Raw genomic sequence first — 14,526 nt, forward strand, 5'->3', positions numbered from 1 at the left:
GACGCCCCCGCCCGTCCTGCCCGCCTCGCCCTTCCGCCCCGCCCTTTTGCCCCGGTGATCAAGAGAATTGCGGCAGGGAGAGCGCTCTCGATGACGCAAACCTCTTGATCACCGGGGCGGGGCCGGCGGGGCGGGGCCGGCGGGGCGGGGCCGGCGGGGCGGGGCCGGTGGGGCGGCTCGGCGGGGCGGGGCCGGCGGGGGCCTGTTGGGTGGGTCGGGGTGGGTGGGGCCGGGTGGGCGGGTCTGCGGTCGGCCGGTTGTGGGCGTTGCATCTGGTCTGGATGTCCGGTTCGGTGCGGTCGGGGCGTCACCGGTGTCCGGTGTGGGGGCGACCGGGCGGGGGTGTCCCGTGACCGGCGGCACCCCCGCGGCGGAATGCTGGCCGGCCAGCGGTCGTTACACCCTCTGTACGACCGCAGCAGCACCCCGCCCGGCCAGCCCGGAAGTGGGTGGGCGCCCCGGAATGATGCGGGACCCCCGGTCGTTACATCTGGTTCCGGCGTGGGCGGCAGGGCCCGCCGGAGACCGACGACTTCTCCCTCATGAGCGCCTCGTCGTGGTGCTTACGCCCCCTCCACCGGTTCCGCCGGTGTTCCGGTCCCCCGACCGGTCGGGTGGCGTCGACCCCCTCGAAGGAGCATCCCCCATGAAGACCACCATTCTGCGTAAGAGTGTTCTCGGTATCGCCGGTCTGGCCGTCGCCGGTGGTCTGGCCGCCGGCCCGCTGAACCACGGCACCGCCGAGTCGACCGCCACCGACCACACCGTGGCCGTGGTGCAGGCCGACAAGCCGGCCGTGGACAAGGCCAAGCTGATCCCGCACGGTGTGCAGGGCGAGCAGTCCCGCATCGACCTGAACGACGAGCAGACCGGCAACGTCAAGGCCATCATCGCGGCGACGAAGAAGGCCGGCATGGACGAGCGGGCCGCGGTCGTGTCCATCGCGACCAGCCTGCAGGAGTCGAAGCTGGAGAACCTGGGCCACCTCGGCGACCGTAACGACCACGACTCGCAGGGCCTGTTCCAGCAGCGCCCGTCCAGCGGCTGGGGCACCGTCGAGCAGATCACCGACCCCGAGTACGCCACCCTGGCGTTCCTCAAGGGCCTCAAGCAGGTCGACGGCTGGCAGGACATGCCCCTGACCAAGGCCGCCCAGACGGTGCAGGTGTCGGCGTACCCCGACCACTACGCCCAGTGGGAGCAGCAGGCCGCCGACCTCGTCGCCCAGCACTGGAACAGCTGACCCGCGTACGACACGATGGCCGGCACCCCACGCGGGGTGCCGGCCATCGGCGTGTGCGGCGGCGGGTCAGACCCGGTAGCCGGCGGCGCGGGCCGCCTCGCGGTCCCGGCGGCGTTCCCGGCGTCGCCGCAGGAACCAGACCACGAACGCCACCATGCCCAGCAGGAAGGCCAGCACCAGCACCGGCAGGATGATCGCCACCAGGGACATCAGCACGCTGGTCGCGTCTTCGGCGGTGCTGGCCACCGGTGCGCCGAAGCCCGCCGTGGTCGCGTTGACCACCGGCCTTGCCGCCGCTTTGAACAGGTGTACGCCGAGCGCGATGGCGACCCCGGCGGCCACCGGCACCCACTGGTGGGACGAGAAGAACCCGCCCGGGTCGCTGACCGTCACCGTCTCGGAGCCCGAACCGGCGCCGAAGGCGAGCCCGCCGGCGGTGGGCCGGACCACCGTCTGCACGACGTCGTTGACGTGGTCGACCACGGGCACCTTGTCGGCGACGACCTCGACTGCGAGCAGTGCGGCGAGGATCGCCAGTACCCACCCGTTGCCCAGCCACTGCCAGCCGCTGGGCAGGTCGATCAGGCTGGTGTAGCGGGCGAGCAGACCCATGGTGAGCAGGGGGATGTAGGCGTTGAGGCCCGCCGAGGCGGCGAGACCGGTACCGGTGAGGACTTCGAGCACCATCTCAGCATCGCACCGGCACGCCAGTGCCGCGCGACGGTGAACGGCCGGTCCTCGGCTACCCTCGTCGGGTGCGTCTGGTGATTGCGAAGTGCTCGGTGGACTATGTCGGACGGCTCTCGGCGCATCTGCCGCTGGCCACCCGCCTGCTCATGGTCAAGGCGGACGGGTCGGTGTCGATCCACGCCGACGACCGGGCGTACAAGCCGTTGAACTGGATGAGCCCACCCTGTCGGTTGGAGGAGGCCCCCGGCGTGTGGCGGGTGGTCAACAAGGCCGGCGAGGAGTTGCGGATCACCCTGGCGGAGATTTTCCAGGACACCTCCTACGAGCTGGGCGTCGACCCGGGGCTGCGCAAGGACGGCGTCGAGGCGCACCTGCAGGAGTTGCTGGCCGCCAACCCGGAGACGCTGGGGGAGGGCTTCACCCTGGTCCGGCGGGAGTACATGACCGCGATCGGCCCGGTCGACCTGCTCTGCCGGGACGCCAACTCCGGCGCGGTCGCCGTCGAGGTGAAGCGGCGTGGCGACATCGACGGCGTCGAGCAGCTCACCCGCTACCTCGAACTGATGAACCGGGACCCGCTGCTCGCCCCGGTGGCCGGTGTCTTCGCCGCTCAGGAGATCAAACCGCAGGCCCGGGTCCTCGCCACCGACCGGGGCATCCGCTGCGTGGTCGTCGACTACGACCGGCTGCGGGGCATCGTGCGCGACGAGCTGACCCTGTTCTGACCACAGGCGTCGGCGCGCTGCGGGCACCACCGCCCCGCCGGGCACGCGGCCGCGGTGGCCAGCACTCCCGCACCCCGCGCGGCCCGGCACCGCCCGTGCGGCCGGCGTCGCGCTGTGCGGCCTGCTTTGTGCGGCCCGGCACCGCCCGTGCGGCCGGTGTTGCGCTGTGCGGCCTGCTTTGTGCGGCCCGGCACCGCCTGTGCGGCCCGGGCACCGCCCGTGCGGTCGGTCAGCGGCGGCCGTAGAGCGCCTTGGCGACCTTGACGAGGCGGGCCACGTCGGTCGGGGTCCGCTCGAAGGTCATCGAGGGCAGCAACGACCGGGCCCGCCGTCGGGTGACCGACTTGGCCCGCCCGAACTCGCGCAGCCCGTCCTCGCCGTGGATCCGGCCGAAGCCCGAGTCGCCCACCCCGCCGAACGGCAGCGTGGACATCCCGGCGAAGGTGAGCGCCGAGTTGACCGACGCCATCCCCGACCGCAGCCGCCGGGCGATCGCCACCGCGTCGCGCCGACCGAACACCGAACCCCCCAGGCCGTACGGCAGGGCGTTGGCCCGGCGTACGGCCTCGTCGGCGTCGGCGACCCGGCTGATGGTCACGGTCGGGCCGAACGTCTCCTCGCGGATGGCCGAGGCGGACTCGGGGACGTCCACCAGCACCGTCGGATGCACGTACGGCGGCTGGACGGCGGCGGGGCCACCCAGCACCGCCCGCCCCCCGGCGGCGATGGCCTCGTCGATGTGCCGGCGGATCACGTCGAGCTGGCTCGGCATGGTGATCGGGCCGAGGTCGGCGGAGTCCGCGCCGACGGTCAGCCGTTCGGCGCGGGCGACCACCCGGGCGACGAACTCGTCGTAGACCGGTGCCACCGCGTAGACCCGTTCGATGCCGATGCAGGTCTGGCCGGCGTTGGTGAGCGCGCCCCAGACGCAGGCGTCGGCGGCGGCGTCCAGGTCGGCGTCGGCGTCCACGATCATCGCGTCCTTGCCACCGGCCTCCAGCAGCACCGGGGTCAGCGACTCGGCGCAGGCCGCCATCACCGCACGGGCGGTCGCCGTGGAGCCGGTGAAGGCCACCTTGTCGACGCCCGAGCGGCACAGTGCCGCGCCGACGTCGCCCAGGCCGTGCACCGCCGTGAACACCGGCTGCTCCGGCACCACCTCGGCGAACGCGTCGACCAGCCACTGCCCGGCCACCGGGGTGTACTCGCTGGGCTTGAGGACCACCGCGTTGCCGGCGGCCAGCGCGTACGCGGCGGAGCCGACCGGGGTGAAGACCGGGTAGTTCCACGGGCCGATCACCCCGACCACGCCGTGCGGCTGGTATTCCAGGTGGCCGGAGAACTCGGCCAGGATCAACCGGGACCGGACCCGGCGCGGCCCCAGCACCCGGCGGGCGTTGCGGGCCGCCCAGTCGATGTGCTCGATGGCGGTGAGGATCTCGACGACCGCGTCACCGACCGGTTTGCCGCCCTCGACGTGGAGCAGTTCGGCCAGTTCCTCGATCCGCTGGGCGAGCAGGGCCCGCCAGCGCAGCAGGCGCGTCCGGCGGCCGTCGAAGCCGAGCCCGGCCCACCACTGCCCGGCCGTGCGGGCGCGGTCGACCGCGCGCTGCACCTCCTCGGCGGTGGCGACCGGCAGCCTGCCGGCTTCCGCGCCGGTGGCCGGGCTGGTCGAAATCAACTGACCATCGCTGATTACCGGGGCACCCGGGACCTGTACAGCCGTCATGGCGGAAGTCTAGACCCGGAAGCTACCGGCTGGTAGTTGTGAGTGCTGCTCGTCTATTGCTTCCGCCGCCGCCTGTTCGGTGGACGGTCGATGTCCGCCAGGGGTCGCGGAGGTGGCCGGGCGGGTGGTGAGCTGGTCACGCGGAGCTGGCAGGCTGGGCGCGAGGCGACGGCGGATGGGGAGCTGACTGTCCATGCAGGATCATCCGGAACTGATGCCGCTGTTGACGGTGGCCGGCGGGCCGATGCGGGGGGCGAGTTTCCGCGTCCGGCCCCGACCGCAGGTGATCGGCCGGGCGCCGGACGTCGACATCCCGGTGGCGGACGCGCACCTGAGCCGGCGGCACGCCGAGGTGCGGCTGACCGAGGACGGGGTGGTCCTGGTCGACCTGGGGTCGACCAACGGCACCTGGCTCAACGACCGGCGGATCACCGACGCCGAGCCGCTCACCGACGGCGACGTGATCCGGCTGGGCCGTACCGAGCTGCGCTACTTCGACCCCGGGCTGGCCACCACCGACCCGGTCGGCCTGAGCTTCACCGGGGGCATCGGCGGCCGTCGGGACCACCGGCCCACGCTGCCGCTGCCGCCGCGTGCCCCCGGCCCGGCCGACGCCGTGGCCGGTCGCCCCGTTGCGGCGGTACGTGGCGTCGACACCTGACCGCGGTGACACGGCCGACCGCCGGGCTTCCGCCGCCGGGCCGGCCTGCCCGGTTGCCGCCTCGGGTTCGACGGCGCTACCCCGGCCGGTGCGACGGTGCGGCCCTGGCTGGTGCGACGGCACTGGCTGGTGCGGCGGCCCGGACTGGTGAGACGGCCCTGACTGGTTCGGCGGCGCGGCCCTGGCTGGTGCGACGGCACTGACCAATGCGGCGGCGCGGCCCGATGGGTTCGACGACGCGGCCCCGATGGGTTCGACGACGCGGCCCGACCGGTGCGGCGGGGCGGCCCCGGCCGGGTGCGGGAAATCTCCCAGGGCGTCGCGACGGCGCACCGCCGCGTGGCACACTCCGACGGATAACCTTAGCGTTCGTTCATGTGCGCAGCGTCCGTCCGTGTCGGCGGCGGCGGAGTCAACCAGGGGAGGCCGGTCGTGGCGCGGGAGTTCACCAGGGTGGGCGTGGTCGGTCTGGGCACCATGGGTGCCGGCATCGTCGAGGTGTTCGCCCGCAACGGTGTCGACGTGGTCGCGGTGGAGGTCTCCGAGCCGGCCCTGGCGCGGGGCCGGGCCACCCTCGCGCGGTCGACCGACCGGGCGGTGGCCAAGGGCAAGCTGGCCGAGACCGACCGGGACGCCCTGCACTCCCGGGTCGACTTCCAGGTCGGGCTGGAGGCGCTGCACGCGGTGGACCTGGTGGTCGAGGCGGTGCCCGAACACCTCGACCTGAAGCGACGGCTCTTCGCCGAGCTGGACCGGATCTGCCGGCCCGACACCATCCTGGCCACCAACACCTCCTCGCTGAGCGTCACCGACATCGCGGTCGCCACCGACCGGCCCCAGCAGGTCGTCGGCCTGCACTTCTTCAATCCGGCGCCGGTGATGAAGCTGGTCGAGGTGGTTCGTACGGTGGTCACCGCCGCCGACGTGGTCGACGACGTCGAGGCGCTCTGCGCCCGGCTCGGCAAGGTCGACGTCACGATCAGCGACCGGGCCGGCTTCATCGCCAACGCCCTGCTGTTCGGCTACCTCAACCAGGCGGTCGGCATGGTCGAGGCCCGGTACGCCACCCGGGAGGACATCGACCTCGCGATGAAGCTCGGTTGCGGCCTGCCGATGGGCCCGCTCGCCCTGCTGGACCTGATCGGCCTGGACACCGCGTACGAGATCCTCAACACCATGTACCGGCACGGCGGACGGGACCGGCGGCACGCCCCGACACCGCTGATCAGGCAGATGGTCACCGCCGGGTTGCTCGGGCGCAAGTCCGGACGCGGCTTCTACACCTATGACAAACCGGGCTCTGCGAAGGTCGTACCCGACGGGCAGACGCCGGCCCCGACGCGGACGGTGCCCGACAGCGCGCCGGTGACCACGGTCGGCGTGGTCGGGGCGGGGGCGCTGGCGGCCGGCCTCGTCGAGGTCTTCGCCCGGGCCGGCTACCCGGTGCTCTCGGTGGACGGCGACACCGGCTCGTCGGCCGGGATCTCCGACACGGTCCGGACCGCGCTCGACGAGGACGTGGCCCGGGGCGCGCTCGACGCGGCCGACCACGAGGCGACCCTGGCCCGGATCACCCGGTCGGCCACCCTGGAACAGCTCGCCGACGTCGACCTGGTGGTCGAGGCGGTGGCCGAGGAGTCGAGCGTCAAACAGGCCCTGTTCGCCCGCCTCGACGAGGTCTGCAAGCCGGGCGTGCTGCTCGCCACCACCACCTCGTCGCTGCCGGTGATCGAGGTGGCGATGGCCACCCAGCGTCCGGCCGACGTGCTCGGCCTGCACTTCCCCGACCCGGCGGCGAGGCGACCGCTCGTCGAGGTGGTACGCACCATCCGTACCTCGGCGGAGGCCACCGCCACCGCCACCGCGGTCTGCGCCGCGCTCGGCCGGACCACGGTGGTCTGTGGCGACCGGGCCGGCTTCGTGGTCGACGCGCTGCTCCTGCCCTACCTGAACGACGCGGTGCGGATGCTGGAGGCGGGCTACGCCTCCGTCGACGACATCGACCACGCGATGAAGCTCGGCTGTGGTTACCCGACGGGCCCGTTCGAGGTGCTCGACGCGATCGGCCTGGACGTGGCGCTGGCGGGCCAGCGGGCGGTGTACCGGGAGCAGCGCGAGCCGGGCCTCGCCCCCGCGCCGCTGCTGGAACACCTGGTCACCGCCGGTTACCTGGGTCACCGGTCCGGCCGGGGCTTCCGGGACCACTCCGGGCGCTGACCGGGGCGACGGTCGGCCACCCACCGCTGATCCGGACCGCCGCACCGCTGTCGGGCCGGGCGGCGTACCTCACCGCGCAGCAGCCCGGGAACTGACCGTAACCTTGGCAAGGTGAGCCCCCGTCGCAACCGTCCCCGCCGCGAGGACACCACCCAGTTGGACGCCGACCGGGCCCGCCACGGCGTGGAATCGGTGCAGCAGTGGCGCGACGGCGAGTGGCAGGTACGCGGGATCAGCGGCGGGGCGTCGGTCAAGACGTACCGCTGCCCCGGATGTGACCAGGAGATCCGACCCGGGGTGGCGCACCTGGTGGCCTGGCCGGCCGACGGCGCGGGCGACCTGACCGACCGGCGGCACTGGCACAGCGGCTGTTGGCGGGCCCGGGACCGGCGGGGGCCCAACCTGCTGCGCGGCCGGGGCGCACCCCGCTACGGCTGACCGGCCCGGCCGACGGGCGCTGCCCGCCGGCCGGCGGATTCCCGGTGGGCGGCGGCCGGTGGGGCCGGTCGGGCGATCCTGGTCACCCCGGTTGCGCCCCGGGCGCGCGGCGGCGACGACTTCGCGGCAGACTTGGGCGGTGAGCACACCGATCCGCGCGTCGTCGATCCTGCCCGGCCACCGGGAGGACATCGAGCTGCACACCGCCGACGGCCTGCGCCTCGTCGGCGAGCTGGCCCGCCCGGCCGACCGGGACCCGGCGGGCACCCTGGTCTGTCTGCACCCGCTGCCCACCCACGGCGGGATGATGGACAGCCACGTCTTCCGCAAGGCGGCCTGGCGGTTGCCCGCCCTGGCCGACCTGGCGGTGCTCCGGTTCAACACCCGGGGCACCAGCAGCGTCCGGGGCACCAGCGAGGGGGCCTTCGACAACGCGGTGGGCGAGCGCTTCGACGTCGCCGCCGCGATCGAGTACGCCGAGTTCCACGAGCTGCCGAACGTCTGGCTGGTGGGCTGGTCGTTCGGCACCGACCTGACCCTCAAGTACGGTTGCGACCCGGCGGTGGCCGGGGCGATCCTGCTCTCCCCGCCGTTGCGTTTCTCGAACCCTGCGGACCTGGCCGTCTGGGCGGAGTCGGGCCGGCCGCTGACCGCGCTGGTGCCCGAGTTCGACGACTACCTGCGCCCCGACGAGGCTCGGGAACGCTTCGCGGCGGTGCCGCAGGCCGAGGTGGTCGGGGTGCCCGGGGCCAAGCACCTCTGGGTGGGCGACGCCGAGCGGGTGCTCGACGAGATCGTCCGGCGGGTGAACCCGGCGGTGCCGCTGCCGCTGCCGACGAGCTGGGACGGCCCGATGGAGACCGGAGACGTCAGTGCGTACGCCGACCGCACGGTGGCCGCCTTCGCCGACACCCCCGTGCCGGGTCCCGCCGCCGGCTGAGGCCCGCCCCACCCCTCCCGCCGCCCCGCCTCCCGCCGTTCTTCCCCTCCTGCCGCCCTGCCCTCCCGCCGCCCGCTCCGCCTTCCCTGACCGCGTGCGGCGGTCCAAGATCGTGCTCGATCCATGTTGTAGTGGCCTCCTGGCCGCAGGATGCCACTACAACATTGTTGTTGTGGCCGGAACCCGGCGGGCTGGGCGTGGGGGTTGTCCGGGTGGGGCGGGCCGGGATGGGCCTGGTCAGCGGCGTTCCTGGCGGGGGAGCACCACCTCGCGCAGGATCAGTTGGAGGGCGGCCACCACCGGGATGGCGATCAACGCGCCGACCACACCCATCAGCGCCACCCCGAGCAGTGCGGCGAGCAGGGCGGCCACCTCGTTGACCTCCACCGACCTTCGCATGATCTTGGGGTAGATGAGATAGTTCTCCACCTGCTGGTAGAGCACGAAGAAGACCACGCAGGCGATGCCGACCGGCAGCCCGGTGGCGAACCCGACCAGGCTCACGATCACCGCGCCGAGGGTGGCCCCGATCTGCGGGATCAGGTCGGTCACCGCCACCACCACGGCCAGCGCGAACGGGTAGGGCAGCTCGACGACCAGGGCGAAGACGAAAGTGGTCGCGCCGGCCAGCACGGCGATGCTCAGCGCCCCCACCATGTACGCGCCGACCTTGGTCAGGATCTCGTCGCCGATCAGGCTGACCCGTTGCCGGCGGGACCTCGGCACCAGCGCGTACCCGAGGTCACGCAGCTTGTCGAAGTAGGCCAGGAAGTAGATGGTCAGCACCAGCACGGTGAGCACCCGGAAGAGGGTGCCGAAGATCAACTGGGCGCCGCCGAGGACCCCGCCGAGCGCCCGACCGACGGTGTCGGCGTTGGCCAGCTCCTGCACCCGCTGCATCACGTCGTACCGCACCACCAGGTCGTTGACGGTACGGTTGCGGCGCAGCTCCTCGACATAGCTGGGTAGTTGTTCGATGAACTGCCCGGTCTGGGTCACCACCGGCGGCACCAACGCCACCAGCCCCGCGATGATCAGCAGCACCAGGGTCAGCACCACCACCGTCACGGCCAGGCCGTGCGGCAGCCCCCAACGGCGCAGCCGCACCACCGCCGGGTTGAGCCCCACCGCCAGAAAGAGCGCGATCACCACCAGCACCAGGATCCCGCTGGCATTGCGGATGCCCAGAAACACGGTGTACGCCAGCAGCACGCCGAGCGCGCCGGTGAAGCCGACCAGGAAGCTGCTGCGGCGCAGTGGCCGGCCGGGCCGACCGAACCGTCCCGAACCGGTGGCAACCGACCCGGGTTCCCCCGGCTCGACCTGCTCCGTCGCGGCACCCGCCGCTGCCTTCGCCCCGACGGCGGTGCCGGTGTCCACGGCGGTGGCGGTGTCCCTGGCGGTGCCGGTGTCCTCGGTGGTGGTGGGGTCTTCGATGGTGTCGGAAGCTGTGCGGGAGTCGGCGACCGGCCCGGGGCTCGCCGCGCCGGCCAGGGCGGTGGACGACGCCCCGCCCGTGATCTGGTCCGTCGTACCGGTGCGGTCCGCCGCCGGTACAGCCCTCGAACGGTCCGCGGCCGGTGCCACCCCCGAACGGTCCGACGGTCCGCCGGCAGGGGTGTCGTCCCCCGTCACGTCGTCGCGTGCCGGGTCGTGCTGTGCCACCGAGCCTCCCCAGTTCCGCCCCGGCGCTGCTCACCGGAGTGGATCACCATGCCGTCCGGTGAACACCTACCGTACGGGCCTCCGCCCGCAGGGTAGTGGGGTCCGGTGCCGCCAGCCACCCCGGGTCACCCGGCAGCGCACCTACGGTTCGCAGTCACCCGGTTCGCAGTCGCGCGGTTCGCGGTCGCGCGGTTCGTGGTCACCCGGTTTGCGGTCGCGCGGTTCGCGGTCGCGCGGTTCGTGGTCACTCGGACTCGACGGTCACCGTGCTCGGGGTGGCGCTGCGCTCGTCGGTGGTCGGCTTGGTGGGTCGCTTGCCGTTCTCACCGGTACTGGTGATCTTTGTCGGGGTGGCCTCCCGGCCGGCGGTGCCGGGGACCGCGGCGACGGTCGGTTCGCCGTCCACCCCGGCGCTGGCCGTCCCACCATCCACCGTGGTCACCGGCTCCGCCTTGGGCTTCGTACCCGTGCCATCCGGTCGGGTGCCGTTGGCGGCCGGGGCACCCGTCGGCTTCGTGACCGCCACGGCTGAATCCGGCCTGCCGCCGGCACTCACCGGCTCCGGTGCCGGCTCGCCGGTGCCAGGGGTCGGCTTCGGCTTCGGCTTCGTGCCGTTACCGCGTACGCCAGCCCCGGGCCGGTCGCCGTCCGGTGACGGTGCCACCGCGTCGGGGCCCACCGGCGTCGCGGCGTGCATCCGGAGCGCGGTGACGTCCCGCTGCACCTCGTCGTGCTCCTGCCGCGCCTGCCAGGTTTCCTGACGCAGGTCGGCGAGCTGCTGCTGAGCCTGGGCGATCTCCAACATCACCCGGGCGAGCTGCTGCCGGCCGGCCGCTGCCTCCTGCTGGGTGGTGGCGAGGTGCTGCTGGGTGGTGGCGAGGTGCTGCTGGGTGGTGGCCGCGTACTCGTCGAACTGCCGACGCGAGGCGGCGACGTGCTCGTCAGCCTGGCGACGCTTGTCGGTGCTCTCCCGTTCGGCCCGGTCGAGCAACTCGGCGGTCTCCTGCTCGACCCGCCGACGCAGCTCGCCGGTCTCCTGCTCGGCCTGCCGGCGCAGCGTCGCCGCGTCCGCCTCGGCGGAGCGGCGGATCTCCGCCGCGCCCTGCTCGATCTCGTCACGCCGGGCGGCCCACTCCCGCTCCAGCTCCTCCTGCCGGGTCCGGTGCTGCTGCTCCAGCTCGTTGTGCCGGGTCTGGTGCTTGCGGTCCAGCTCGTCGCGGCGCTTGGCGAACTCCTGCTCGGCGGCGGCGCGACGCTGGGCCAGCTCCCGGTCGGCGGCCTCCCGCCGGCCGTTGACCTCCTGCTCCACCCCCGCGCGCCAGGCACCCAGCTCCTGCTGCGTCTGGGCGCGGGACTGCTGCACGTACGCCTCGGTCTCGGTGCGCATCCGCTGCACGTACGCCTCGGCCTCGGCCCGGCTGCGCTGCGCCGCCTCGGTCGCCTCGGTGGTCAGCCGGTGCGCCTCCTGCTGGGACCGGGTCCGGGTCGCCTTTGCCGCCCCCTCGGCGTCGTCGGTGACCTGCTTGGCCTCCTGGAGCGCCTTGGCTCGGGTGGCCCGGCTGGCCTCGGTGGCCGACTCGGTGAGCCGCCGGGCCTCCTGCTGCGCCTTGGTGTGCACCTCCTTGGCGGCCTCACGCAGGTCGGTGGCCTCCTTCTGGGCTGTGGCCAGCGCCGCCTTGGCCGCCTCACGCAGCTTCGCGGCCTCCTGCTGGGCCCGGGTGTGGATCTCCCGAGCGGTGTCGCGCAGCTGGGTGGCCTCCTGCTGGGCGCGGCTCAGAGCCTCCTGGGCCGTGGCCCGCAGCCGGTTGGACTCGTCCTCGGCGGTGGCCCGCAGCAGAGTCGACTCGTCCTTGGCGGTGGCCCGCAGCCGGGCGGCCTCCTCCTTCGCCGTACGCACGGCGGCGTCCGCCTCGGCCTTGCGGGCCGTGGTGTGCCGTTCCTCCTCGGCACGCCGCGCGGCGAGGGCGATCTCGAAGTCCTTGAGCGCCCGGGCGGCCTGCTCACGGGCCTCGTCGATGATGTGTTCGGCGGCGGCCCGGCGGGCCTCGATCTCCTCGTTGGCGGCGGCCAGGATGGCGTCCGCCTGTTCTTCAGCGAGGGCGAGGATCTGCTCGACCCGGGGGCCGAGGTGCTTGAAGGAGGCCCGGTCCACCACGCCGATCTGCTTGCGCACCTGGGCGAGATCCCGCTGGAGATGCTCGACCTGGCCGGCCAGCTTGTGGATCTGGGTGTACGCCTGCTCCCGCTCACCCGTCAGGGTGGTGATCTCGTGCTCTGCACGAGCGACGTACCGGTCGACCTGTCGTTTGTCGTATCCACGCAGGGCGGACTCGAAGCTGGGCTCCGTCGTCACGTCCCCGCCGAGAGCGAACAGTTCCTCGCCGTGCGACATGCCCCCATCCTCACACGCATCCTGCCCTCCGGGGGCGATACGGACGCCGCTGTGGGGAGCTGTTTCACTGTGGTCGCGCGACAGGGTGTCACAGGGCCGGAACGCGTACGGCGCGGGGGTCCACCGGTTACCCGGTGTCATCCCGCGCCGTGACACATGCCCCGTCGGTGCAGCCGGTCAGCTGGCGGTCTCCGCGGCGGCCCGCGAGTCGGCGTCGGCCTTGGCCGGCTCCGACTTGGCCGGCGCGGCGGCCGGCTGCTGGGCCGGAACGCCCGGCACGATCCCGGCCAGGCCGGAGAGCATCTGACCGAGCTGCGAGGTGACCGCGTCCTTCTGGCGGGTGAGGTCCTCCACCTCGCGGCGGGCCGCCTGGGTGGTCAGGTCCGCCTCGGTGCGCGCTTCGGTGAGCAGCCGCTTCGCTTCGGCCTTGGCCTCGTTGAGGGTCTTCTCGGACAGCGCCTTGGCCTTGTCGACGGTCTCGTTGGCGGTGCGCTCGGACTCGACCCGGCGGGCCTCGGCGCGCTGCTCGATCTCCTTGGCCCGCTCCTGGGCGGCCCGGGCCCGCTGCTCAGCCTCGCCGACCAGCTTCTGGGTCTGCGCCACCTGGGCGGCGTGCCGCTCGGACTCCTCGCGCTCGGCCTTCTCCCGGCGCTCGGCGAGCTGGAGCTCCAGGGCCTGGAGGTCCTTGTCCCGCTTGTCACGGGCGTCGGTGAGCAGCTTCGTCGCCTCGGCGCGCTTCTCCTCGGCCTCCCGGGCGGCCTTCGCCCGCTGCTGGGTGATCTCCCGCTCGGCGGTGGCGCGCAGGGTGGCGACCTCCCGCTCGACGGTCGACTTCAGCTCGGCCACCTCGTGCGCGGTGACCGTACGCAGCTGCTTGGTCTCCCGGTCGGCGTCGGCGCGCAGCGTGTCGGCCTCCCGGCGGGCCTGCACCCGGGCCTCGGCGGCCTCCCGCTCGGCGGCGGTACGGACGGTGCCGGCCTCCCGCTCGGCGGTGGCCTTCATCGCGGCGGCTTCGGCGCGCGCCTTGTCGGTGATCTCCCGCGCCTCCAGCCGGGCAGCGGAGAGGATCCCTTCCGACTCGCGCTTGGCCTCGTTGCGGTGGTCGTTGGCCTGCTCCTCGGCCAGCCGGAGGATCTGCTCGACCCGGGTACCGAGACCGGAGAGGGTCGGCCGGCTGTTCTCCTCGAGCTGCTTGTTGGTGTCGGTGAGCTTCTGCTCGAGCGCGGCCTGCCGCTGCTCGGCCTGGCGAAGTCGACGCTGGGCGTCGTTCATCCGCTGCTCGGCCTCGGCGCGGGCCTGCTCCGACTGGGTCAGCGCGGCCGTCATCCGGCCGAGAAAGTCGTCGACCTGGTGGGTGTTGTAGCCGCGTAGGCCGACCGTGAAGTCCGGCTGCGAGTTCGCGTTATCGAAGAACGCGAGAGGGGAGGACTGCTGCTGGGGCATTGGGACATACTTGCAGACCCCCCGGGGTCGTTCGCAAGAGCGGTGCCGAGCTTTCGTGTCCTCTTTACAGGGTCCACCGGGTCGTCCCGTCGGCCCCGCCCAAACGGCGATCTTGGCAGGTCCGGGCGGACCCGCCGTCACGCGAAGTAACGAAACTGAGGCCCCGCCACCGCCCCCGGCGCCCTTTCCACCACCCCCAATTGGCAAGCCACCGCAATACGCCCACCACCCCCGCCCAAAACCCAATCCCACCCCACCCCACCACCCCTCCCACCCACACCCCCAACCGCCCCACCCGGCCCCGCCCACCGGCCCGCCCCACCCGGCCCGGCCCTGGTGATCAAGAGGTTTAGGTCAGTTTGATCTCCAGATCTGACGCAAAC

The 14,526-nt window shown here is 73.1% G+C and carries 11 protein-coding genes; 6 read left to right on the top strand and 5 right to left on the bottom strand.

The window, feature by feature from the left end; genetic code table 11:
• The first annotated feature begins 646 nt into the window (after window positions 1-646).
• Window positions 647-1,243, top strand: coding sequence for a hypothetical protein (locus tag JQN83_RS18750; protein ID WP_208568420.1), 597 nt, complete (start codon window positions 647-649; stop codon window positions 1,241-1,243).
• A gap of 66 nt (window positions 1,244-1,309) precedes the next feature.
• On the opposite strand, the gene JQN83_RS18755 is transcribed toward JQN83_RS18750, so the two are convergent.
• The gene (locus JQN83_RS18755) at window positions 1,310-1,927 is read right to left on the bottom strand and encodes a DUF4126 domain-containing protein (RefSeq protein ID WP_208568503.1); all 618 of its coding nucleotides are present in this window, start codon (window positions 1,925-1,927) and stop codon (window positions 1,310-1,312) included.
• 71 nt (window positions 1,928-1,998) lie between these two features.
• Here JQN83_RS18755 and nucS point away from each other — a divergent pair, with 71 nt between their 5' ends.
• Entirely contained in the window at window positions 1,999-2,658 is a 660-nt protein-coding gene (nucS, locus tag JQN83_RS18760; protein ID WP_208568421.1) for an endonuclease NucS, read from the top strand.
• 229 nt (window positions 2,659-2,887) lie between these two features.
• Here the strand turns inward: nucS and JQN83_RS18765 are convergent, their stop codons facing one another.
• Complete coding sequence (locus JQN83_RS18765; protein ID WP_208568422.1) at window positions 2,888-4,387, bottom strand: aldehyde dehydrogenase family protein; 1,500 nt, start codon at window positions 4,385-4,387, stop codon at window positions 2,888-2,890.
• A gap of 193 nt (window positions 4,388-4,580) precedes the next feature.
• Between JQN83_RS18765 and JQN83_RS18770 the strand changes: the two genes are divergently transcribed.
• The 4 genes from JQN83_RS18770 to JQN83_RS18785 all read left to right on the top strand — a co-directional run bounded on the left by JQN83_RS18770 (window position 4,581) and on the right by JQN83_RS18785 (window position 8,643).
• Window positions 4,581-5,048, top strand: coding sequence for an FHA domain-containing protein (locus tag JQN83_RS18770; protein WP_208568423.1), 468 nt, complete (start codon window positions 4,581-4,583; stop codon window positions 5,046-5,048).
• A gap of 432 nt (window positions 5,049-5,480) precedes the next feature.
• The gene (locus tag JQN83_RS18775; protein WP_208568504.1) at window positions 5,481-7,265 is read left to right on the top strand and encodes a 3-hydroxyacyl-CoA dehydrogenase; all 1,785 of its coding nucleotides are present in this window, start codon (window positions 5,481-5,483) and stop codon (window positions 7,263-7,265) included.
• Between the two features lie 111 nt (window positions 7,266-7,376).
• A complete protein-coding gene (locus tag JQN83_RS18780; protein WP_208568424.1) occupies window positions 7,377-7,703 on the top strand; it encodes an Rv1322 family protein in 327 nt (108 codons plus the stop codon).
• A gap of 139 nt (window positions 7,704-7,842) precedes the next feature.
• The gene (locus JQN83_RS18785; protein WP_208568425.1) at window positions 7,843-8,643 is read left to right on the top strand and encodes an alpha/beta hydrolase; all 801 of its coding nucleotides are present in this window, start codon (window positions 7,843-7,845) and stop codon (window positions 8,641-8,643) included.
• Between the two features lie 237 nt (window positions 8,644-8,880).
• On the opposite strand, the gene JQN83_RS18790 is transcribed toward JQN83_RS18785, so the two are convergent.
• The 3 genes from JQN83_RS18790 to JQN83_RS18800 all read right to left on the bottom strand — a co-directional run bounded on the left by JQN83_RS18790 (window position 8,881) and on the right by JQN83_RS18800 (window position 14,143).
• Complete coding sequence (locus JQN83_RS18790; RefSeq protein WP_372444070.1) at window positions 8,881-10,080, bottom strand: AI-2E family transporter; 1,200 nt, start codon at window positions 10,078-10,080, stop codon at window positions 8,881-8,883.
• Window positions 10,081-10,552: 472 nt separating this feature from the next.
• Window positions 10,553-12,700 carry a coiled-coil domain-containing protein gene (locus JQN83_RS18795; protein WP_208568426.1) on the bottom strand — a complete coding sequence of 716 codons (2,148 nt, stop codon included), beginning with the start codon at window positions 12,698-12,700 and terminating at the stop codon, window positions 10,553-10,555.
• 177 nt (window positions 12,701-12,877) lie between these two features.
• Window positions 12,878-14,143, bottom strand: coding sequence for a DivIVA domain-containing protein (locus tag JQN83_RS18800; protein ID WP_208568427.1), 1,266 nt, complete (start codon window positions 14,141-14,143; stop codon window positions 12,878-12,880).
• Window positions 14,144-14,526 lie beyond the last annotated feature (383 nt).

The sequence above is a fragment of the Micromonospora antibiotica genome (assembly GCF_017599305.1).
GTDB lineage: Bacteria > Actinomycetota > Actinomycetes > Mycobacteriales > Micromonosporaceae > Micromonospora > Micromonospora antibiotica.